Here is a 16,760-nt window from a genome sequence, read left to right on the forward strand (position 1 = left end):
TTGCTTATTTTTACTTGCTTATCCCATGGTTTAGCTGAATATGTTTCGAACCCTAATTTTCTTCGTTTTTGTTTGTTTGGGGATGAGTTTATCCACACAGGCACAAAAATTTTCCAATTCGAAAGGAGACTTTTCTACCGAAGTTAAAAATTGGATGCTACTTAGTCGAAATAAGGAAGCCCCAGCTGTAGCTGATTTGTGGATGGCAAAATGGCCTTATTCCAATCTGAATGCCGCAGAGCAAGATCAGTTTGAAAAACTGGTCAAGACCATGCCTTCCATGGGCTTTAAATCTCCTCAATTAGCTTATCTATTCATTCGATGTACAGTACAATTTAGTGATGATGCGGAAGCATTAAAAAGCCTTATTCAGGTTTGGGGTAAATTAGTGGAAAAGAAAGACTTTCGGACGGCTTTAACTTTGGCAGAAACCGTTGAAAATTGGCAATATAATCAGCAGATACCTGGCTTGGCTTCTATGTCCATTCGGGTAAAAGGTCGATTATTGATTACATGGCCTAGTGATGTTTTAATGGCTGATTCCCTAGGACAAAAATCCGTTGATAATGATGGCTGGGATACGCCTGGTTCATCTGACATAGAAGCACCTAATGCCTCAGATAAAAATTGGCTTGTTGAGACAAAAACCGGCGGTCCTGTGTTATTATGGAAATTTCCTGAAATCAATTATAAAACAGGCAGAGATAGCCTAAATTTTTCCCCTAAAACTTTCCAATGGTCTGTGCTTAATAAGATAGGAAAAGGAACCGATGTAGAGATTGCTGGAGAATTACTCGGTTATCTGGATGCCAAATGGAAGATTAAGTCGTTCGAAATTTTACCTAAAAAAGGCCAGTTGGTGGGCTTGGAAGGAGATTGGATTCAATTTGAAAAGAATTTGGCAGGGAAAGGCAAACTAAGTTTGAAGCGAAAATCAAACTCCCATGTATTCCCCTTTGAATTTCGCTCCATCGATGTCATGGCGTCCCCCATTCAAGAGAAGTCGTGGAGAGCCAATGGACGATTATGGATTTTAGGAGACAAGCGAGGTTTGATTTCTTCTACTAGTCAAACAGCCTATTTTCAAGTGCTTTCAGATAAACAGGTAGTAGGTCAGATTAAAACAAAATTAATGTGGCTAAGTGCCGAGGGAAATGTAAACATCCCAGAAGGGCAATTTGTAGCTTATATGGGCAGTAGAGATACCTTGCAACATCCAAGTATTCGAGCCAACTGGTACCCGCTTCAAGAACTATTGCATATACGGAAAATAGATGGAGGTCCTATGGAGCGCCTATTATTTGAAGATACTTACCATCAAGTTCGAATTTCTGCAGATTTAGCGATTCTACATCCACAGGCAAAAAAAGTAGACTTTTTCCGTTTATCTGGCAAAAACCAAGTACCTGCCTGGGTAGAATCCTTTGATTATTTTGAAGAAAGTAGATTGACGGCCTTACAGGGGATTTTAAATTACAATCCCTTGCGCATATTGTATAATCAAATCATAGAAACAAAAAGTCCTCAGGTTTACCTCAGGGACATTGCTGTCAAATATAAACGGGATTATGCCGCTTTGAAGTCAGGATTTATGATGTACCGAGATGCTGGTTATATCCAGTATCAGCATGAAACGGATCAAATCTCTTTTACTAAAATGGGGCGTCATTATGCTTTGGTTCAATTTGAAAAAAAGGATTTTGATCGATTTTATGTGGCCTCTTTTGCGGATATGATAGAGAAAGATTCTGCCAATATTAGTCTGGAATTATCCAGACAAAGGTTAATTGTTCGGGGAATTGATGAAATACGCGTTTCGGATTCTTTAAAGGCAAATTTTGTTCCTCAAAATAAACAAATTGTCTTTACGAAAGGTCGGGACTTTGATTTTCAGGGAGAAATTAAAGTGGGGAATTATCGATTTAGAGGCCCGAACTTTCAATTTAATTTCGCTGAATTTATCGTCAATTTCCCCAAGATTGATTCTATTACCTTTTTGCCCAGGTTGAAAGATGGTTCATTGGGTACAAGAGAATTAGGAGGGCATTTTAAGTATGAATCAGGGATGTTACAATTAAGTCCTCCGAACAATAAATCCGGTCGATTAGGAGTGGCGGCTTATCCAAAATTAGTTATACCCAAGGGAGTTACGACCTATTTTGATGAATCTTGGCGAGCGCAAGGCTTGTACGGGAAAAAATACTATTTCAAGGTTCCTCGAATCGAATTGGACAGCTTATTGTTGAAGGATATTACATTTGATGGAAGCTTTTTTTCCGATGGATTATTGCCTGTACTTAAAACGAAATTGGAATTAATGCCCGATCAATCGTTTGGTTTTAAGTATTCCATCAAAAGCCCTTTAGATATTTATAAGAGCCAAGCCAAGTTTACGTTCAATGAGGTATTGTTGATGGATCGAGAGGGATTACACGCTTCGGGTAATTTGGCCATTTGGGGCTTAAGCTCCAATACCAAAACCACCACTTTTTATCCAGATTCCTTGGTGGCGAAAGGTTTGGATGGGAAATTGACAAGTATGTATCAGGGAAAAAACATGTTCCCTACTGCCAGTTTTGGCGTTCACCATTTGCATTGGTATCCTGCCGTGGATAGCTTATGGATTTATCCACAGAAAAACAGAATTGGCTTGTATAATAACCAAATCCAATTGGCAGGAAATTTAGGGTTTCACCAGAAAAAAGTGTTTGGACAAGGTCAAGTATTTTATGGAGATGGCATATTTAGCTCTCAGAATTTTCTCTTTGGTTCAAATGCTTGGCAAAGCGACCTAAGTGATGTGAAGATTGGGCGTCAGATGAATCTATTTAAGCCTTCCGTTTATGCTCAATCCATTTCGGTGGAAGCTATAATGGGTTCACAAAAAGTGTCCATGAGAGCAAAGAAATCCAAGGCATTGTCGGATGAAAATAGTACGCTATTGTTTCCGTTCATAGGCTATCAAAGTACTATTTCAGAAGCTACTTGGGATTTGGCGGCACAGCGATTTAAGTTGTCAGGAAAGTCGGGCTTTGAGCTAAGTCAGTGGTCTGCTGATTCTACCATGTTCAGCCAAGATTCAACGACCTTACAAAAGAAAATAGCCTATTCCGATAAGGGACTCATTCGGGCCAGTACAGCCGATTATGATTTAAAAGCTCAGGTATTACAATTGGGAGGTGTTAAACAGGTGGGTATTGGACCAGCCATTGTTTTTCCAGCTAAAGGACTTTTAGCGATTCAGAAAGATGGGCAGTTTAAGCCATTTATAGGCGCTAGAGCCATATTAGATCCAGATAATAAGCGACATATTGTAAGCGAATTGCAGGTTAGTGAAGCGAATGCCGATGGATGGAAAGGTGAGGCCACATACTTATTGCCTCGTGCATCGGGAGATAGTACCAAAATTAAAATGCGTAATTTCAGCTTTGTCGAGGAAACTGCTACTGCTAAAAAAGCAGCCGAAAAATACATTCAAGCGGAGGCCGTTTTGAGCGAAAAAGTTCCTTTGGCATTGTCAGCACATCAACAATTTAAAGGAGAAATTTTTTTTAAGTCCAATCAGGAGTTTTTGAATTTCAAGGGATTTATACGACCAGTCATAGGGCTATCTAACTTTAAAGCGGCATGGATTCCATTCGAAAACCAGGGTGGAGAATCTCCTAATTTAAAGTTGAGTCCAAGCTTACGTGATGAAGCAGGTAGACCTGTGACGGCGGGGATATTCATCAATGCAGACAATAAACTATATCCCACCTTTTTGGGTCCACAGTCGGATGATTTAGATCCAGTACTGTATAGTGCCGAAGGGGAGGTCATGGAAGAGAAAGATTTTTATCAAGTGAAGGGCAAGCAAAGTGATATGAAACTGTATGTCAAAGAGCGAAGGTTAGAAGCGGAAGGGGCCGTTCAATTGTTTACAGGGAATAAGCTACTAACGTCCTTTGGTAAAATTTCTATGTCGACGGATACACTAATTCCAAGATTAGAAACATGGACCAGTTTACAATTTCCTTTTGCTCCAACAATTTTAAAAATCATGGGGGATCGTATTGTGAAGTATAATTTGGAAGAAGGCTTAAGTACGGCTTCGGCAGATGAGCCAGAACTGCGGGATGATTATTTGAAAAGAGCCGAGCAAGTATTAGGTAAGGCGATACCCGAGGCTATAAAATCGAAGATGGATCAAAACCATTTGGCATTAGATAAGGTTTCTTTGGAGTTCAGTAAGTCCATCAACTTTTCGGCAGTGAAATGGGCTTGGTCGCCTAATTTGAGTGCATTTTACTCTTTGGGCGGAATTCCTTTGGTCAATGTAGGAACAGTGGATGTGAATAGTACGCTGAAAGGCTACATGGAAGTAATCAAGAAACCGAGTAAAGAGGAGTTTTATGGTTATTGGGAATTATCCGAAGATCTTTGGTATTATTTTGCGTATTTTAACGGAGAATTAGGGGTTTATTCCTCGGATAATCAATTTTTAGCGGCTGTGAGAGAGGCAGTTAAAAATGAAAAGAAAGATAAAAAAGAGGGAGAAGTTCGAGTGGTAGAAGCAGCCAGTGATGAAAAAGCGGTTTTTGTTAAGAAGTTTTTAACCTTGTATAGGCAAGAACCTCCAGTCAAAAAACAAGCGCCAAAATCAAAGGTAGCACCGAAAGCCACACCGAAAACAAGTCCTACGACAAAACCGAAAACGAAGTCTGGAGGATTTTAATATGGCATCAAAATTAACGCGCTTATTTCAATTTATGGATACGTTGGGTCTTGGAGAAAGGGACCCCTTTGGCAATCCCATTGTTTTTAAGCGTATCATAATGGTGGTTCTGGGCTTTTTGACCTACAGTCGTTTGGTCATGTACAATAAAACCAAAATCAAGGGGACGGAACATTTGGATGATTTGCCGGAGCGAGGCGTGTTATTTTTATCGAATCACCAGACCTATTTTATGGACGTGATTTGTTTGTATCATATTTTCTTTTCGGTCAAATGGGGTTTTAAAAATTCAGTCAATTATCCCATTTATTTGTTGGCTCCCCGTTCTAATTTGTTTTACGTGGCGGCCGCAGAAACGATGAAGGATGACGGGATTTTGCCCAAGGTTTTTGCCCAAGCAGGAGCCATATTAGTGAATCGCTCTTGGCGAGCTAAAGGAGAGAATGTCAAGCGAGAAGTGGATTTAGAAGCGGTAGAAAAAATTAAGAAGGGTTTGGGTTTTGGCTGGGTGATTAGTTTTCCTCAGGGAACTACAAGGGCATTTGCTCCCTTGAGAAAAGGAACGGCTCATCTAATTAAAAGTACGAATCCTATTGTGGTTCCTGTTCGAATTAATGGGTTTAGGCGAGCCTTTGATAAAAAGGGATTGTTATTGAAAATGTACAATACCCAATTGGAAGTAGAGTTTCGTCAGCCTATACAATTTCAAGAAGACGATACGGTGGAGGCGATATTAGACAAAATAGCTTTTGAAGTAGGCTTAACTTTAGAAGAAGAAAATAAGATTGATTAGGCGATGCAGCGGAAAACGAGGGGATTGGTGATTAACAACATGCGGTATCGTGAGACCTCCCTCTTGATTACCATATATACAGCAGAGTTCGGCATTGCTTCCTACATAGAAAATGGCGTTCGATCGGCCAAGGCTAAACATAAAATGGCCCTTTTTCAGCCTTTGACTTTGTTAGACTTAGAAGTTTACCATAAACCAGGAAAAGGTCTACATCGAATCTCTGAGGCCAAATGTTATTATCCTTATCAGCATATCCCTTTTGATATAATTAAGTCCAGCATCGCGCTTTTCTTAAGCGAAGTATTAGGAAAGGTATTGAAAGAAGAAGAAGAAAATATTCCTTTATTTGATTTTTTGGAAGAATCCTTTCAATTCTTGGATAAGACAGAAGCCCATGTTGAGAATTTTCATATTCAATTTTTATGGGAATTGAGTGCCTATTTGGGTTTTGGATCTAGTAGTTCTGCTGAGTTTTTTAGTCAAATGAGTCCGTGGATTGGAGTAGAAAAAATAGCTAGCCTATCTCCTATTTTAGGGGAATTAATTGGGACAGGCTATGGGAAAACGGTTTCTATGACTAAATTACAGCGCAAGGAATTGGTGGCGATCATGTTGCAATATTATCAAATTCATATGGAGTCCATCGGTGAGATTCGTTCCTGGCAAGTTTTACAAGAAGTGATGGCATCATGAAACAAGTAAATTTCTATCAGCTGACTCCCTCCAATACGGAGGAGTATTTTTTAAACATTATTTTTCGATTTCAGCTAAGTAAGACAGGAACTACCAGGATGCAATTGCCTATTTGGCGACCGGGTAGATATCAGGCTCAGCATTTTTCTAAGAATATCCCACAAGTGAGGGCTTTTGATTCAGCTGGTGAGGAAATCAAGCTGAACAAAAAGGGAACCTCCGCTTGGGAATTTCAGGGAAGCAAAAATCAATGCGTGGAAGTGAGATATGCCTATTATGCCCAGCAAGCAGATGCCGGGGGAAGCGTATCAAATCAGGAGATGCTTTATGTGAATTTCATCACATGTTTGCTGTTTATTCAAGGTCAAGAGGAGCGCGCATGTGAAGTCAAGGTAGATATTCCAAAAACGTGGAAGATCGTAACATCATTGAAAGAAAGTAAAAAGGGGCTTTGGTCTGCTCCTACTTATCGCGAATTAGTGGATGCTACATTCATGGCGAGTGAGAAAATAATCCAACATCATTGGAAAGAAGGTCATGTTCATTTTTGGGCAGAGGGGATTGGTCCATCCAATATTTTTCAAGGCAAGTTGTTGGAGGCCTATCGACAAATCTCGGCCTATCAATTGGAATGGATGGGGCATTTTCCTGTGAAGGAATATCGTTTTCTACATTGGATCAAAGAGGAGGCCTTTTACCATGGTGTGGAACATCGCAGTTCTACGATGATGGTATTGGGACCTCCTGATCGAGATTTATACGATGATTTGATTGGTTTGGCTTCCCATGAATTGTTTCACGTCTGGAATATTGCAACAATCCGCCCTAAGGAATTATGGCCCTATAATTATGCGGAAGAAGTGTATTTTCCAACAGCTTGGTTTGTGGAGGGAGTGACAACTTATTTAGGCGATTGGTTTTTAGTGGCCTCTGGGGTATATCAAACAGACGAGTATTTGGCATCTCTTTTAGGCAATCTGAAATTGCATTTTGAACGGGATGGAGCATCTAAGCAATCATTGATTGAGAGTTCGATCGATCTGTGGTTGGATGGCTATGGAAAGGCTATTCCAGGTAAAAGAGTTTCCATTTATTATAAAGGGGCTATTGTGGCTCTTGCTATGGATTTATTGATTCGGAAGAAATTTGCGCACCGAAAATCGATACGGGATGTTATGCTTCTAATGAATGAGAGGTTTGGAATGAAACAGCAAGGCTATACATTAGCAGATGTTTATCAAATAGTGGAAGAGGTCTATGAAGCTAGTTTGACTGATTTTTGGCAGGTGTGGGTAGAAGGGAATGAACCATTAGAAGAGCCATTGAATGAGCTTTTAGATTTTGTTGGCTTGCATTTGGCCCTGTCTGAACGAGGACTGTTATTGAATTTCACAGAGAAGGAATTGAATGTTGACGGTCAGAAATGGCTTCAAGGGTTTATCAAGTAATTGATAAATGATAAAATTTGTCGTGAAACGATTGCAAATGTCACACAAGTTTATTTTATGTCATTTGGCGCACACAGCAATCCTCTAATTCTTTTGGAATTTTACTGCGATGAAAGACTTCGCAAAAAGCATTCGAAAAATTAGATCAGATAAAGGATATAGCCAGGATTATGTGGCGATGAAATTAAATATTTCAACATCTTCTTATTCTAAAATTGAGCGGGGTCAAACAGATCCATCATTATCTCGGATGAAGCAAATAGCGGAGGTCTTGGAGTTTGATTTAGGAGAAATCTTATTGGAAAAACAGGCATTGACCATTGGCAATACCAATGATTTAAATCCCAGTGAGGGCTATAGTTTTGTGATGCGTAAGGAATTTGATGAATCCTTGCGACTGATTCTGGAATTACAAATGAAAATAGCCGAGTTGAGTGCTAAATTGGAGCAACGGGGATAATATTTATTCTGTAACTTTGCAGCTTAATTGGATCAATCATGTTGCAAAGACCTCGTAGAAATCGTCAAAGTGCTGTAATCCGTTCCATGGTGGAAGAAACTCGATTATCTGTTAAAGATATGATGTTTCCGCTTTTTGTCATGGAAGGTCAAAATACTCAAACGGAAATATCTTCCATGCCGGGAATTTACCGGTTTACCTTAGACTTGTTATTGTCAGAGATTGAATCCTGTGTTAAACTGGGTATTCAGTCCTTTGCTTTATTTCCTCAAATCCCAGAGTCTAAAAAAGATTCTATGGCAACGGAGAGTTATAAAAAGGGCAATATTTACACCGAATCCATTTATGAAATCAGTCAACGATTCCCTGAAATCAGCTTATTGACTGATGTAGCGATGGATCCATATAGTTCGGATGGACATGACGGCATCGTTAAAGAGGGTCAAATTTTGAACGATGAAACTTTACCAGTATTGGCCAAGATGGCGATTGCTCAGGCTCAGGCGGGAAGTAAATTGATTGGCCCATCGGATATGATGGATGGTCGAGTAGGACATTTGCGTCAGGCTTTGGATGATGCGGGATATTCTCAGGTGGGTATCATGGCGTATACCGCTAAGTATGCATCGGCATTTTATGGCCCATTCCGCGATGCATTGGAATCTGCTCCTAAGTTTGGAGATAAGAAAAGCTATCAAATGAATCCAGCAAATCGTCGGGAGGCATTGATAGAAGCAGAATTGGATGAAATAGAAGGGGCTGATTTTTTAATGGTGAAGCCTGCTTTAGCCTATTTGGATATCATTGCCTTATTGAAAGAAAATAGTCATTTGCCGATTGCCGCCTATAATGTTTCAGGGGAATATGCCATGGTAAAAGCAGCGGCCCAAAACGGCTGGATCGATGGAGAAAAGGCTATGTTGGAGAGTTTATTATCAATTAAGCGAGCGGGAGCTCAGGTTATTTTGACCTATTTTGCGAAAGAGTTTGCACAATTAAAATTAGCGTAATATATGTCCTCAGATCGTTATTTACAAAGAGGGGTTTCTGCATCAAAAGATGATGTACACAAGGCGATATCAACCTTAGATAAAGGATTATTCCCGAAAGCATTTTGCAAAATTTCTCCCGATATGTTGGGAGGAGACGAGGTATATTGCAACATCATGCATGCGGATGGTGCAGGTACAAAATCCTCTTTGGCATACCTCTATTGGAAAGAAACAGGAGATATTTCTGTTTGGAGAGGAATCGCTCAGGATGCGGTTGTCATGAATACGGACGACTTAATTTGTGTGGGGGCAACGGATCATATGTTGTTATCCAGCACAATTGGGCGTAATAAAAATTTGATCCCAGGCGAAGTTATTGCTGAGATTATTCAAGGTACCGAAGAGGTGCTTCAGATGCTTCGTGATAATGGAATAGGAATTTATAGTACTGGAGGAGAAACGGCAGATGTGGGTGATTTGGTACGGACCATCATTGTTGATAGCACGGTGGTTGCCCGTTTAAAACGTTCAGATGTGGTTTCTAATGAGCATATTCAAGCGGGGGATGTTATTATCGGTTTGGCATCAGATGGCCAAGCTAATTACGAAAAAACCTATAATGGCGGAATGGGAAGTAATGGATTAACTTCTGCCCGTCATGATGTGTTGGGTCATTATTTAGCGGGTCAATATCCTGAGAGTTTTGATCCTCAAGTTCCTCGGGATTTGGTTTATTCTGGTTCAAGAAGATTAGAAGAGGCTGTTGCTGGTACGCCCATGAATGTCGGTCAACTGATTTTATCACCTACTAGAACCTATGCTCCTGTGATCAAGGCGATATTAGAAGAGTTGCGTCCTCATTTGCACGGGATGGTCCATTGTTCGGGTGGTGCCCAAACCAAAGTGATGCATTTTGTGGATCAAGTGCACATCATTAAAGATCACTTGTTTCCAGTGCCTGCTTTATTTGAGATGATTCAAAAAGAGAGTGGAACCAGTTACCAGGAAATGTATCAGGTGTTCAACATGGGTCACCGGATGGAAATCTATGTTAATCCTACGTATGCAGACCAGATTATTCAGATTTCGCAAAGCTTTGGTATACCCGCTCAGGTGATTGGTCGAGTAGAATCTTCTCCAAGCAAGAAGTTGAGCATTCGAAGTGAATTTGGGGAGTTTGTGTATTAATCACAATTAAATCAAGCGCTTACTTGTAAGTTTGCCAATAACTTTTTATATTTGCACCCCCATTTAAAAGGCTTTTGAAAGGTATTCCTAGCCTCGTGGGATTGTTTCACTTAAATACATAAAAGAATGTACGCAATCGTAGAAATTGCCGGGCAGCAATTTAAAGTAGAAAAAGACCGTTCCGTTTATACCCACCGTTTGGCGGGAGAGGAAGGCGCTGCACTGGTTTTCGACAAGGTTTTACTTGTTGACAAAGACGGAGATGTGACCGTTGGAGCCCCTACTGTAGAGGGAGCTAAAATCACAGGAAAAATTGTAGCTCACGTTCGTGGCGAGAAAGTCTTGGTTTTCAAGAAGAAGCGCAGAAAGAGTTACCAAAAAATGAATGGTCACCGTCAGGATTTGACGAAGGTTTTGATCGAGTCAATTTCTTTAAAATAATTGTTTAATCAACGTTTTATACGTTTAACATAATAAAACATGGCACATAAAAAAGGGGCCGGATCATCCAAAAACGGTCGCGAATCGCATAGTAAACGACTTGGCGTTAAGTTATTTGGTGGCCAAGCAGTTATCGCAGGTAACATTATTGTTCGTCAAAGAGGAACAGCTCACAATCCAGGATTGAACGTAGGTTTAGGAAAAGATCATACTTTATTTGCTTTATCTGATGGTGTTGTAACCTTCAAAAAAGGATTTAAAGGTCGTTCTTTCGTTCACGTTTTACCTATCGCTGCTAGTGCAGTAGCTGCTGACAAACCAGCGGTTGCCAAAGCGCCAGCGAAGAAAGCAGCTCCAGCTCCTAAAGCTGAAGTAGCAGAGGAAGCTGTGGTAGAGGCAGCTCCAAAAGCGAAGAAAGCACCAGCAAAGAAAACAGCTCCAGCAGCTGAGTAATTTGACTGATTGATATTAAAAGAACCTGGTGTTTTTACATCAGGTTTTTTTTGTGCGTTTGAAACCAAAAAGCCCCTACCTTTGTTGGGTTAAATAAAAATGATATGCTGCAATCACAAATACATATATACACCGAGTCAACACCCAATCCACAGTCCATGAAATTTGTTTTCAATGTGGAATTATTGCCTGATGGCATGTCGTTTGACTATACTCAACCCGCTGATGGATTAACCAAGGAGAAAAATTCACCTTTGGCGGTAGCTTTATTTGGTTTTGATTTTGTCAAGCGAGTATTTATCACCAGCAATTTTGTCACTTTAACGAAAGCAGAACATGTGCTTTGGGAGGATGAACTTTTTGGAATCAAGCAATATTTAAAAAAGTATTTTGAAGAGAAAAGGCCCGTTTTTAGTTTACCAGAAAGTGCTATTTCAGAATCCGATGCTGAGGAGTCTGACGTGATTGCTAAAATCAAAGAAGTGTTGGAGCAATATGTGAAGCCAGCCGTTGAATCTGACGGAGGGGCGATCTCTTTTTATTCATTTGATGAGGAGTCGGGTCAAGTGAAAGTATTATTGCAAGGATCTTGCTCGGGTTGTCCATCATCTACCATGACCTTAAAGGCCGGCATTGAGGCCTTAATGACACGCATGGTACCTCAAGTGAAGGAAGTAGTCGCCGAAGGTGTTTAATCAGTTTCTTGGACAAGAAAAAATCGAATCTTTCGTTTACGTTGACAGCGTTTCAAACGCTGTCAACGTTTAGAGAAAATCTAAAACTTCAAACATTTCTTTCACTTCACGGAAGTTCTCATGAATGATTTGGTGAGAGACTTGTTCATGTGCCCAAGTGGTGTGAAAAGGGACATGAACACCATGTCCACCAATGGCCAAAACAGGTAAAATGTCCGATTTTAGGGAATTGCCAACCATGAGAAATTCGTTTGTTTGAATATCTAAATGTTGGATTAGTTTTAAATAATCATGCTCCTTTTTGTTGGACATGATTTCAATGTGATGGAAGTGTTTTTCTAATCCAGATTTTGTTAATTTCCTTTCTTGATCCAGTAAATCTCCTTTGGTTGCAACGACTAAGCGATATTTTTGAGATAAAGCTCCTAATACCTCTTCAACTCCTGGTAAAATTTCAATGGGTTTGTGGATTAATTCTTTTCCAATAGCTAGAATGCGCTCAATTCCATCCAGGCCAATAGTTCCTTTAGAAATTCGTGTGGCAGTTTCAATCATGGATAACATAAATCCTTTTACTCCATACCCATAGGTATCGAGATTGTCCATTTCTGTTTTAAAAAGTTCTTGTGATGTACTGTGAATAGGAAGGAAATCTTCCATCATTTGGCAAAAGTGCTTCTCTGCCTCAATAAAATAGGGCTCATTAACCGACAATGTATCATCCGCATCAAAGGCGATAACTTTCATATATCAGTTTGTTGGACAAGAAAATTAGCGGATTATCGTTAACCTTGACAGCGTTTAGAACGCTGGCAAGGTTTAGAAAAAATCAAAATTTTAGAATGACTTTGCAATTGTAATGAAATCTCCAGCTTTTAAAGAAGCGCCGCCGATTAGACCACCATCTACATCTGCACAAGCAAATAATTCTGCTGCATTCTGTGCATTGCAACTTCCTCCATACAAGATAGAACAAGCATCAGCAACCGCTTGGCCGTATTTACCAGCAATATGCTGACGTAAATAAGCATGCATTTCTTGAGCTTGGGCAGAAGAAGCTGTCAAACCGGTTCCAATTGCCCAGATAGGCTCATAAGCAATTACTACTTGACCAAATGCCTCAGCACTTAAATGAAACAAGCTTTCTGTTAATTGTTGTGCTACAAAAGCTAAAAATTCGCCACCTTCGCGTAACTCTAGGCTCTCTCCGCAACAAAAAATAGGGGTTAATTTATTTTCTAAAGCGGCATCCACTTTAGCAGCCAATTGAGCATTACTTTCTTGGAAATACTGTCTACGCTCTGAGTGCCCTAAAATAACATAAGGAATACCAGCAGAAGCCAACATAGGTGCAGAAATTTCACCAGTATAGGCACCAGAGGCCTTTTCGTGGCAGTTTTGGGCTGATACAGATAAATTAGTGATACCCTCAGTCGCTTTATTTACTTCAGAAATAAATAGCGATGGAGGAGCCATAATCACCTGTACGTTGGATGGTACATCCGATTTTACTAATGCCGCTACTTCAGCAGCTAATGCTACAGCTTCAGTAGCTGTTTTATTCATTTTCCAGTTTCCTGCAACAATCTTTTTTCTCATACGTTCATCTTTTTTGGTGTGCAAAATTACAATTCCTTTCTGGCTTAAGAAAAATTACTTCGAAAAATCAATCCCAAAGCCCCAAAGATTCAGGCTTTTGCCGTATTTTCACAGCTTGGTATTTTCAAATTCGACCATTCCATGAAACTTCAAATCAAAGCCTTTAGTGCAAGGTTACTTTTCTTATTTTTAGTCATCTTGGCTAATCTTACCTTGGCGCAATCCAGTTTATTTCCTCATACCAAGCAGAAATGGGTGGATTCGGTCTATGCAACGCTGAGCCTAGACCAAAAAATTGGTCAAGTATTAATGCCCCGTGGTAATACAGGACCCATTTATGATACGGCCCGACTGAATTCCATCGTGAGGGACTATCATGTGGGAGGCTTTGTGTTTTTTGCCGGATATCCAACGAACCAAGCCAGACTGGTTAATAAATTACAAGCCATATCCAAAGTGCCTCTATTTATTGGTATGGACTTAGAATGGGGCTTAAATATGCGTTTGGATTCTACGGTTCGCTATCCCTACCAAATGACGCTTGGAGCGATGCAAGGGAATGATGCTTTGATTGAAAAGATGGGTTTTCAAATAGCTCAGCAATGCAAGCGCATGGGTGTTCATATCAATTATGCTCCTGTGGTGGATGTCAATAATAATCCCAATAACCCTGTTATAAATTTTCGTTCCTTTGGCGAAGACCGAGATTTAGTCACTCAGAAAGCTCTGGCTTACATGCGAGGTCTTCAAAAAGGAGGGGTAATTACATCAGCGAAACACTTTCCTGGTCATGGAGATACAGGAACCGATTCTCATTATGATTTACCTATTTTAAGCCACAGTAGAAGCCGATTGGATAGTTTGGAATTATTCCCTTATCGTGAATTAATTCAAAAAGGTTTGCAAGGAATCATGGTAGGGCATTTAAATATTCCTTCTTTAGATACTACGGCCAGCTTGGCTTCCACGCTTTCTAAGCCGATTGTAAAGGGCTTATTACGCGATGAATTGAAATTTGAAGGTTTGGTATTTACGGATGCCATGGACATGAAAGGGGCCACCAAAATGTTTCCCGAAGGAACAGCGAATGTAAAAGCAATATTAGCTGGAAACGATATATTAGAAACATTTGTCGATGTTCCGTCTGCTTTTAATGCCATCAAGAAGGCCCTTAGTACGGGGGAACTATCTGAAGAAGATTTGAACTTTCGAGTAAAAAAAATATTGAATGCTAAAGCATGGGCGGGTTTAGATCAATATCAACTTATTGCCATTGAAAACCTGATTGAGGATTTAAATCCAATCCATTCAGAAGTGCTGAATAAGCAGCTGGCTGAAAAGACGGCAACTGTTTTGAAGAATGCAGATAACCTGATTCCACTTCGAAATTTGCAACAGCTAAAGGTGGCCACGTTAGCTATTGGTAAGGCCAATTATGGAAGTACTTTTCCTACAGAGTTTCAAAAAATGGCGCAGAACTACATGGAAATGGACCATTTTTATGTGGATGAAACCAGTGCTGATACGACGATTAGTAATACCCAAGCAAAATTAAATGCGTATGATGTTGTTCTTCTAGGGATTCACGGAACATCCATTCGTCCAGTCAATAATTACAGTATCAAAGCTCCTATCAAAACCTTGGTAGATCGTTTTATTAGTCCAAAAACGGTAGTTGTACATTTAGGTAATGCCTTTACTTTGACCAAATTTGATTCATTGCAAAAGGCAGCTGCCTTGATTACCATGTATCAAGATGGGATTGCACAACAAGAAGTGGCAGCCCAATTGATTTTTGGTGGATTGCCTGCCTCAGGAAAGTTTCCCGTGACCTTAAATGCCAGGTATGTACGTGGGATGGGTATTTCTACTCCTACTTTGGCTCGTTTGCAATACAATGTTTTGCCGGAGGCAGTGGGGCTTCAAGGAACTTACTTAAACAAACAAGTTGATTCATTAGCCAAATTGGCCATTCAAGTCAAAGGCGCCCCAGGAGTAGTTGTTTTAATTGCCAAGGAAGGTAAAGTGATTTACCATAAAGCTTTTGGAAATCAAATCTATGAATCCAGTATTCCATTACGTAAATCGGATATTTTTGACCTAGCTTCTATTACCAAAATATCCACGTCGATTCCCGCTTTAATGAAATGGGAAGATGAAGGTAAATTTTCTCTTCAAGAGGGCATGGGGGCATTAATTCCTGAATTAAAAACCTCCAATAAGGCGAATGTGAAATATTTGGATGTACTGACTCATCAGGCAAGATTAAGAGCTTGGATTCCGTTTTGGCAGGAATATGTGGATAGTACCGACATGATTTTTCACAGCAAAAAATTCAATGAGCGATTTGCCAAGAAAGATTTGAAAACAACGGTAGTAGAGAAGTTTATAACCAAGACGCAAGGAGAAGATCGAGTGAAAGCATTGATTAAGCAACAGTATAAAATGCTTTGGGATAGTTGTGTCGATATAAAATCTGAAGTAACTCGTTGGAAACCTAAAACCATCTCTTATCAATATTCAGAAGAATATCCAATCAAGATTACGGATCATTTGTGGGGACATAGCAGCTTATCTAGCCAATTGTTTGCAGCTATTAAAAACTCACCTTTAAGAGAGAAGAAAGAATATGTGTATTCGGATCTTTCTTATTATTATTTACCTCGAGTTTCTCCTCGAATGTCAGGTAAAGAATGGACGGAATTTTTATCGGATACTTTTTATAAACCATTGGGCGCAAGTACCTTGGTTTACCAAGCGGATAAGCATTTCCCTATGGACAGAATTGTACCTACGGAATATGATTCTTTATTTAGAAAAACCTTAATTCATGGAAAAGTTCATGATGAAGGTGCGGCGCTTTTGGATGGAATCAGTGGACATGCAGGTTTATTTGGAAACGCCAATGACCTTGCTAAATTGATGCAAATGTATTTGCAAAGAGGATATTATGGAGGCCAACAGTTTATCAAGGAGGAAACCATGAGAACGTGGTCATCCTATCCATTTTCCATCGATGAAAACTCACGCAGGGGAATTGGATTTGATAAACCAGACCGCAAGAAGCCAGGAATTTCTGCAGCGGCTTCAGCTAGTGCAGAAAGTTTTGGTCATTCAGGATTTACGGGCACATATACTTGGATAGATCCTGCACATGATTTGGTGTATGTCTTTTTATCCAATCGTGTTTATCCAACTCGAAATAATAGTAAGATAAGCGACATGAATATCCGAACAGGAATTAATGAAGTGATTTATCAAGCCATGAAAAAAGGGAACTAAAT

General features: G+C 39.9%; 12 protein-coding genes and 1 pseudogene. 11 read left to right on the forward strand and 2 right to left on the reverse strand.

The window, feature by feature from the left end:
* The first annotated feature begins 40 nt into the window (after positions 1-40).
* From U0R11_RS08380 to U0R11_RS08425, 10 genes and pseudogenes are all read left to right on the forward strand, one after another.
* Positions 41-4,714, forward strand: coding sequence for a hypothetical protein (locus U0R11_RS08380; protein ID WP_406751257.1), 4,674 nt, complete (start codon positions 41-43; stop codon positions 4,712-4,714).
* 1 nt (position 4,715) lies between these two features.
* Positions 4,716-5,507: a lysophospholipid acyltransferase family protein gene (locus U0R11_RS08385; RefSeq protein WP_406751258.1), complete on the forward strand. Its 792-nt coding sequence runs from the start codon at positions 4,716-4,718 to the stop codon at positions 5,505-5,507.
* 3 nt (positions 5,508-5,510) lie between these two features.
* Entirely contained in the window at positions 5,511-6,200 is a 690-nt protein-coding gene (gene recO, locus U0R11_RS08390) for a DNA repair protein RecO (protein WP_406751259.1), read from the forward strand.
* Positions 6,197-7,648, forward strand: coding sequence for a M61 family metallopeptidase (locus U0R11_RS08395; RefSeq protein WP_406751260.1), 1,452 nt, complete (start codon positions 6,197-6,199; stop codon positions 7,646-7,648). Before recO ends, U0R11_RS08395 begins: the two co-directional genes overlap by 4 nt.
* Positions 7,649-7,757: 109 nt before the next feature.
* Complete coding sequence (locus U0R11_RS08400) at positions 7,758-8,108, forward strand: helix-turn-helix domain-containing protein (protein WP_406751261.1); 351 nt, start codon at positions 7,758-7,760, stop codon at positions 8,106-8,108.
* Between the two features lie 38 nt (positions 8,109-8,146).
* The gene (gene hemB, locus U0R11_RS08405; RefSeq protein ID WP_406751262.1) at positions 8,147-9,118 is read left to right on the forward strand and encodes a porphobilinogen synthase; all 972 of its coding nucleotides are present in this window, start codon (positions 8,147-8,149) and stop codon (positions 9,116-9,118) included.
* 3 nt (positions 9,119-9,121) lie between these two features.
* Positions 9,122-10,288: an AIR synthase related protein gene (locus tag U0R11_RS08410; RefSeq protein ID WP_406751263.1), complete on the forward strand. Its 1,167-nt coding sequence runs from the start codon at positions 9,122-9,124 to the stop codon at positions 10,286-10,288.
* Between the two features lie 126 nt (positions 10,289-10,414).
* The gene (rplU, locus tag U0R11_RS08415; RefSeq protein ID WP_129027216.1) at positions 10,415-10,729 is read left to right on the forward strand and encodes a 50S ribosomal protein L21; all 315 of its coding nucleotides are present in this window, start codon (positions 10,415-10,417) and stop codon (positions 10,727-10,729) included.
* Positions 10,730-10,768: 39 nt separating this feature from the next.
* Positions 10,769-11,023, forward strand: a pseudogene (gene rpmA, locus U0R11_RS08420) (50S ribosomal protein L27); the annotation flags it as partial.
* A gap of 263 nt (positions 11,024-11,286) precedes the next feature.
* Positions 11,287-11,877 (forward strand): NifU family protein, encoded by a 591-nt coding sequence (locus U0R11_RS08425; RefSeq protein WP_406751264.1) that lies wholly within the window; start codon positions 11,287-11,289, stop codon positions 11,875-11,877.
* Positions 11,878-11,946: 69 nt separating this feature from the next.
* Here the strand turns inward: U0R11_RS08425 and U0R11_RS08430 are convergent, their stop codons facing one another.
* Both U0R11_RS08430 and tpiA read right to left on the reverse strand, forming a co-directional pair.
* Positions 11,947-12,624, reverse strand: coding sequence for an HAD family hydrolase (locus tag U0R11_RS08430; RefSeq protein WP_406751265.1), 678 nt, complete (start codon positions 12,622-12,624; stop codon positions 11,947-11,949).
* A 90-nt stretch (positions 12,625-12,714) separates the two neighbouring features.
* Positions 12,715-13,476: a triose-phosphate isomerase gene (gene tpiA / locus U0R11_RS08435; RefSeq protein ID WP_406751266.1), complete on the reverse strand. Its 762-nt coding sequence runs from the start codon at positions 13,474-13,476 to the stop codon at positions 12,715-12,717.
* 141 nt (positions 13,477-13,617) lie between these two features.
* Between tpiA and U0R11_RS08440 the strand changes: the two genes are divergently transcribed.
* A complete protein-coding gene (locus U0R11_RS08440; protein WP_406751267.1) occupies positions 13,618-16,758 on the forward strand; it encodes a glycoside hydrolase family 3 N-terminal domain-containing protein in 3,141 nt (1,046 codons plus the stop codon).
* The last annotated feature ends 2 nt before the right edge of the window (positions 16,759-16,760 follow it).

The sequence above is a fragment of the Aquirufa salirivi genome (assembly GCF_045310485.1).
Taxonomy (GTDB): domain Bacteria; phylum Bacteroidota; class Bacteroidia; order Cytophagales; family Spirosomataceae; genus Aquirufa; species Aquirufa salirivi.

Bases quoted from the DNA above. Each gene is read 5' to 3' on its own strand.
- U0R11_RS08380 (WP_406751257.1), top strand. From the start codon at position 41: ATGTTTCGAACCCTAATTTTCTTCGTTTTTGTTTGTTTGGGGATGAGT.
- U0R11_RS08385 (WP_406751258.1), top strand. From the start codon at position 4,716: ATGGCATCAAAATTAACGCGCTTATTTCAATTTATGGATACGTTGGGT.
- recO (WP_406751259.1), top strand. From the start codon at position 5,511: ATGCAGCGGAAAACGAGGGGATTGGTGATTAACAACATGCGGTATCGT.
- U0R11_RS08395 (WP_406751260.1), top strand. From the start codon at position 6,197: ATGAAACAAGTAAATTTCTATCAGCTGACTCCCTCCAATACGGAGGAG.
- U0R11_RS08400 (WP_406751261.1), top strand. From the start codon at position 7,758: ATGAAAGACTTCGCAAAAAGCATTCGAAAAATTAGATCAGATAAAGGA.
- hemB (WP_406751262.1), top strand. From the start codon at position 8,147: ATGTTGCAAAGACCTCGTAGAAATCGTCAAAGTGCTGTAATCCGTTCC.
- U0R11_RS08410 (WP_406751263.1), top strand. From the start codon at position 9,122: ATGTCCTCAGATCGTTATTTACAAAGAGGGGTTTCTGCATCAAAAGAT.
- rplU (WP_129027216.1), top strand. From the start codon at position 10,415: ATGTACGCAATCGTAGAAATTGCCGGGCAGCAATTTAAAGTAGAAAAA.
- U0R11_RS08425 (WP_406751264.1), top strand. From the start codon at position 11,287: ATGCTGCAATCACAAATACATATATACACCGAGTCAACACCCAATCCA.
- U0R11_RS08430 (WP_406751265.1), bottom strand. From the start codon at position 12,624: ATGAAAGTTATCGCCTTTGATGCGGATGATACATTGTCGGTTAATGAG.
- tpiA (WP_406751266.1), bottom strand. From the start codon at position 13,476: ATGAGAAAAAAGATTGTTGCAGGAAACTGGAAAATGAATAAAACAGCT.
- U0R11_RS08440 (WP_406751267.1), top strand. From the start codon at position 13,618: ATGAAACTTCAAATCAAAGCCTTTAGTGCAAGGTTACTTTTCTTATTT.